The following is a 5068-nucleotide window of genomic DNA, read 5'->3' on the forward strand; positions in this document are numbered from 1 at the left end:
AGGCTCGTGACCATCAACAGGGCGGCGGCTGTGCCGCCGACCAGTCGTCGACCGTGTCTCATCGTGGCCTCACTTTCGGATGGGTTCTCGGACCGTCGAGTTCCGCCACGGATGCCTCCCGCCGGATCACAATCGAGAGACAACCGTCGATATTGACGCCGATTGTTGTGTAGCAAATCGTCAAAAGTCAACGAACCCATCGAAGGTTTTCTACATCCCTGGATTCGCGCCCGAGCCGGCCTCGGCCGGGCTGCGCGCCGCACCACCCCTGAACGAGAATTGCGCCATGCGGTAGGGCGCGGCACTGTGCGGAACGCCGCTACCGGAGGGGGCGAGCGCGGATGTTGACTCTTCAACGGGTGTCGATCGGCTACGGCCATGCGCCGACCGTGCTCCGGGACGTGTCGGTGACGGTCCGTCCGGGTCGGGTGCTGGCGTTGACCGGTTCGTCGGGTGCCGGCAAGACCACCCTGCTGCACGCGATGGCCGGGCTGCTGCGCCCGCGAGACGGCGCGGTGACAGTCGACGGGCAGGCGCTCCGCGACCGCGACCACGCGGTCGAGCACCGGATCGTCCTCGTCCCGCAGGACAACGGTCTGGCCCCGATCCTGACCGCCACCGAGAACCTGCAGGTGGCGCTGGTCGCCGGCGGTGTGGCAGCGGCGCAGGCCCGCCAGCAGACCGCAACGATGCTGGATCGGCTGGGTCTCGCCGGCCAGGCCGACCAGTTGGTCGAGGAGCTGTCCGGCGGCCAGCAGCAGCGGACGGCCATCGCTCGCGGTCTGGCGCTGCGCGGCGGCGTGCTGCTGGCCGACGAGGTGACCAGCGAGCTGGACGCGGGCAATCGGCAGCGCGTGCTGGATCTGCTGCACGACGAGGCACGCCGGGGCGCGGCGGTCGTGTTCGCCACCCACGACCCGGAGGTGGCCGCCGCCTGCGAGGCGGAGCTGCATCTCGTCGAGGGTCGGGCGGAGATCGTCCGCGATTGACGGGCCTGCGATAACCGGCAGATCTCAGTCCATCCGCACGGGACGGCGGGCGACAGGCACCGCCGATAGCATCGCCGTCAATGCTGACCATCATCTGGGCAGCGCTCGCGGCCCGTCGGGCGCAGGCCGCCGCCGTGCTCCTGCTCGCGTTGCTCGCCAGTGCCGCCGCCGCGGCCGCACCGAGTTACACCGCCGCGGCCGGGCAGGCCCTGTGGCGCTACGAACTGTCCACCGCGCAGCCGAACGAGCGGCGGGTGCGACTCGCCGAGCCCGTCGAGTATCCGGGGATGCCCGGCGATCCGACCAGGACGGTGTTCGCCGACAGGGTCCGGCAGTTGACGCCGGCCGGGTTCGACGTCGTCCTGGGCGCCCAGAGCGGCGGTGTCGCCGCCGGTCGCGCCGGCAGGGTGACCTCGAACCTGACCTATCGGGCGGGGGTCTGTGAGCGGGTCACCGTGACCGGCGCCTGCCCCCGGGCCACAGCGAGAGGTCAGGTCCCCGAGGTCATGGTCAGTACGCACACCGCGGCGCGGCTCGGTGTCGGCGTCGGGGATCAGTTCACCTTCGGCGCCGTGCCGGTGCGGGTGTCCGGCGTCTACCAACCGTTGGACGTGCGGGATCCGTACTGGCTCGGCGAGGAGCTCATCCGGCCGCCCGCCGCGGACACGGCCACCACGTCGATCCCGGGTAGCGCCGAGGACGCCATCTTCAGCGCCGAGTCGTCACCCCTCGCCGACGACGACGTGATCCTGTCCCGCTCGACAGCCGATCTCTACGCCACCGAACGGTTGCTGGACGGCCGATCCGTGCCGGACCTGCGGCAGACGATCGCGGTGCTGGAGCGCGACGGGGGGCGTGAGGGTTACGGGGCCGGCAGCAGCCTCCCGAGTCTGTTGGACCGCGTCACACTGCAACGCGGGCAGCTGGCCGACGGCGTGGTGCTGGGCGCGGGGCTGCTCGTCCTGCTCTGCTGGCTGGTCCTCTTCGTCGCTGTCGGTTCGGCGGCCGACCAACGCCGACCGGAGCAGGGCCTGCTCCTGCTCCGTGGCGTGCAGCGTCGACGGCTGTGGGTGCTGGCGATCGGTGAGCACGCCGTGCCCGTCCTGGTCGCGATCCCCCTCGGCTGCCTGGCGGGTCTGGCCGCCGCCGACCTGCTCGCCGCGCGCACCCTCCCGGCCCACGCCGACGTCGCCGTGGACGCGACGACGATCGTCTTCGCCGCTGTCGCCGCCCTCGGCGCGCTCGCCGCGGTGCTGTTGGCCCAGGCCCGGATGATGTCCGCGCCGGTCGTCGACCTGCTGCGTAGGGTGCCGGCCCGGGTACGAGGGTGGCGGGCCACCATCGGCGACGTCGTCGCGGTGTCCATCGCCGTGGGCGCCGTGGTGCAGTTGCGCTCCGGCGGATCGCCCAGTGGTCTGGCGCTGGTGGCACCGATCGCCGGAGCGCTCGCCGCAGGCGTGCTGCTGGCGCGGGTCGCGATGCTCGCCGGCGCCGCTGTGGGCGCGGCGCTGCTCGCGCGTGGCCGCACAGCGGTCGGCCTCGCCCTGGTGCAGGTGGCCCGCCAACCCCGGTTCCGGCCGCTGATCGCCCTGCTCACCGTGGCCGTCGCCATGCTCGCCTTCACCGTCGCGACGAGTGAGGTCGCCTCGGCCGCCTACCTCGACCGGTCGGTCGTCGAGGTCGGCGCGCCCCGCGTCGTCGAGGTCGACGCGACGTCGCGTGCACATCTGTTGACAGCCGTGCGGGCGGTCGACCCCGAGGGCAGATTCGCGATGGCCGCCGTGGTGTCGGGTACGCCCGCCGCGGCCGGCACACCGCTGCTGGCAGTGGACTCCGAGAGGCTGGCGACGGTGGCCGCGCCGCATCCGTCCTACGGCGCCTCGCTGGCGGACATCGCCCGAGACATCCACCCGCCCGCACCCGGGCAACCGGTGCGGCTGCGGGGTCAGCAGCTCATCATGGCGCTCTCCGCCGACTTCGACGCCGAGATCTTCGGCGGGCATCGGGTCCGCCTCGCGATCACGATCTCCGGACGGAACGGCACCCGGGTTGTCCTTGCCCGCGAGGACATCACGCCCGGCCGGAAGGATTACGACCTCCAGGTGCCCGAGTGCGCGCAGGAATGCCGACTCGTCAAGATCGAGATCGATGCTCCCGTGGTGTCCCGGCCACTCACGGTCCAGTTCGAGGAGCTGAGCACCGCCGACGGCGAGGGCGAGGGCGAGTCGGTCGTGCTGACCGGCGCACAGCTCGCCGATCTGCAACGGTGGCGGCTGCTCGATACGGATGACACGTCCATCAGCGCCGCGAGCGGAACGATAGCCGCGTTGGTCCTCAAAGTCGCGGAAGGCCCGCGCGCGAGGCCGGCCGGTGTCGGTGTGCTCGATTCGCCGTTCCCGCTGCCCATCTACCTGACCCGGTCGAAGGGGACGAGCCTCGGCGGGTCTCATCCGTACGACGGTGTCGACGGGACACCGACCAACGGGTCGGTTAGAGGTCTGGTCGACCGCCTGCCGCGGCTCGGCGCGTCCGGTCTCATCGCCGACCTGGAGTACGCGGACCGACTCGCCGTCGCCAGTCAGAACGGCAGCGAGGAGGTCTGGTTGGCGCGGTCGGCTCCCACCGACGTCCTCGACCGGCTTCGCGAACAGGGCCTGGTCGTGCGGGGCGACCGGACGATCACCCAGGTCCGAGCGGACTTCGATCGACAGGGAGCGGCCCTGGCGCTGCGCTTCAACGTCTTCGCCGCGCTGGCCGGGGTGCTGATCGGGGCGGCCGGCATGGTGGCGACGGCCTCCGCCGAGCAACGCGCCCGGGTGGCCACGCTGGTGGCGCTGCGTCGGCAGGGGTTGCCGCCACGCGCCGTACGGGGCGGCTACGGATGGCCGGTCGCGTTCGCGGTGGGGTCGGGTGCTCTCGTCACCCTGGTGATCTGGCTCCTCACCCGGGGCGGGCAGCGCCTGTTCAGCGACGGCCGCTCACCGGTTCCGACACCCGATTGGCCGACCGTCGACCGGCTGCTGTTGTTCGCGGTGCCGGCCGTCGTCCTGTTCGCCCTCACCGCGGTCGTGCTCGGTCGGATCATCGCCGCGTCGGTGCGCCGCCGGAGCGGTCGATGACCGCGGCCCGGCAGGACGCGCCGGTGACCACCGCACGGCCGGCCGAGGGGGTGGCCGTCAGCTGCCATCGACTGATCCACATCTACCCCACCGCCACCGGGGACGTCGTCGCTCTCTCCGGCGTGGACCTGAGCATCGCGGCCGGTGAGATGCTGGCGCTGGTGGGTCCGTCCGGCTCCGGCAAGTCCACGTTGGTGGCGATCCTCGGTGGGCTCATGCAGCCCTCCGCCGGGCGGGTCCAGGTGGGCGACCACGAGCTGTCCCGGCTCCCCGCCAAGGGCCTGGCCGCCCTGCGCGGCACCACTGTCGGCACCGTGCTCCAGGGCGCCGAACGCAACCTGCTGCCGTACCTGTCGCTGTCGCGCAACATCTGGTTGGCGCAGCGAGCCGTGGCGCGCACGGCCAGACGCCGGCTCGACCCACCGGAGGCGATCCTGGAGCTGGTCGGTCTCGGCGGTGCCGGCGCGCGGCGGGTCGCCGACCTGACCCCGGGTCAGCGCCAGCGGGCGGCGCTGGCGCAGGGGCTCGCCGCCGGGCCCGGCCTGCTCCTGGTCGACGAGCCGACCAGTCAACTCGACGTGGCCGGTCGTGACGAGGTGCTTGCCGCGCTGACCACCGTCAACGCGCAGCGGGGCACCACAGTGGTGGTGGTGACCCACGACGGTGAGGTGGGCGCCCGACTGGGCCGGGCGGTCACGATCCGCGACGGCCGGGTCGGCGCCGAGGGGCGTGACGGCCGGGACTTCGCCGTGGTGGCCGGTGACGGCACGATCCAGTTGCCGCCCGAGACGTCGGCGGCCTTCCCCGCCGGGACGTTGTTCGAGGTCGAGCACACCGATCAGTCGATCACCCTGCGCGCCGTGACCACCCCGTCGTCCCGCCCCGGAGACGACGGGGTGACCAGCGTCGGCGACCCGCCCTGACCAGGCCGTCTGAACGGCCCCGCTCGGCTCGGTGGGC

3 protein-coding genes are annotated in these 5068 nt (G+C 72.6%); all 3 read left to right on the forward strand.

All coding sequences use genetic code 11. The features are described from left to right. Positions 1–341 precede the first annotated feature (341 nt). Positions 342–989 carry an ABC transporter ATP-binding protein gene (locus KBX53_RS21745; RefSeq protein WP_030336010.1) on the forward strand — a complete coding sequence of 216 codons (648 nt, stop codon included), beginning with the start codon at positions 342–344 and terminating at the stop codon, positions 987–989. 80 nt (positions 990–1069) lie between these two features. After that, positions 1070–4108: an FtsX-like permease family protein gene (locus KBX53_RS21750; protein ID WP_210861295.1), complete on the forward strand. Its 3039-nt coding sequence runs from the start codon at positions 1070–1072 to the stop codon at positions 4106–4108. Beyond that, positions 4105–5031 carry an ABC transporter ATP-binding protein gene (locus KBX53_RS21755; protein WP_210861297.1) on the forward strand — a complete coding sequence of 309 codons (927 nt, stop codon included), beginning with the start codon at positions 4105–4107 and terminating at the stop codon, positions 5029–5031. The genes KBX53_RS21750 and KBX53_RS21755 overlap by 4 nt, the downstream gene beginning before the upstream one ends. The last annotated feature ends 37 nt before the right edge of the window (positions 5032–5068 follow it).

Origin of the sequence: Micromonospora sp. M51, assembly GCF_018070305.1 — a bacterium.
Taxonomy (GTDB): domain Bacteria; phylum Actinomycetota; class Actinomycetes; order Mycobacteriales; family Micromonosporaceae; genus Micromonospora; species Micromonospora parva.

Excerpts from the sequence above, each read along its gene's own strand:
- KBX53_RS21745 (WP_030336010.1), top strand. The coding sequence starts at position 342 with ATGTTGACTCTTCAACGGGTGTCGATCGGCTACGGCCATGCGCCGACC.
- KBX53_RS21750 (WP_210861295.1), top strand. The coding sequence starts at position 1,070 with ATGCTGACCATCATCTGGGCAGCGCTCGCGGCCCGTCGGGCGCAGGCC.
- KBX53_RS21755 (WP_210861297.1), top strand. The coding sequence starts at position 4,105 with ATGACCGCGGCCCGGCAGGACGCGCCGGTGACCACCGCACGGCCGGCC.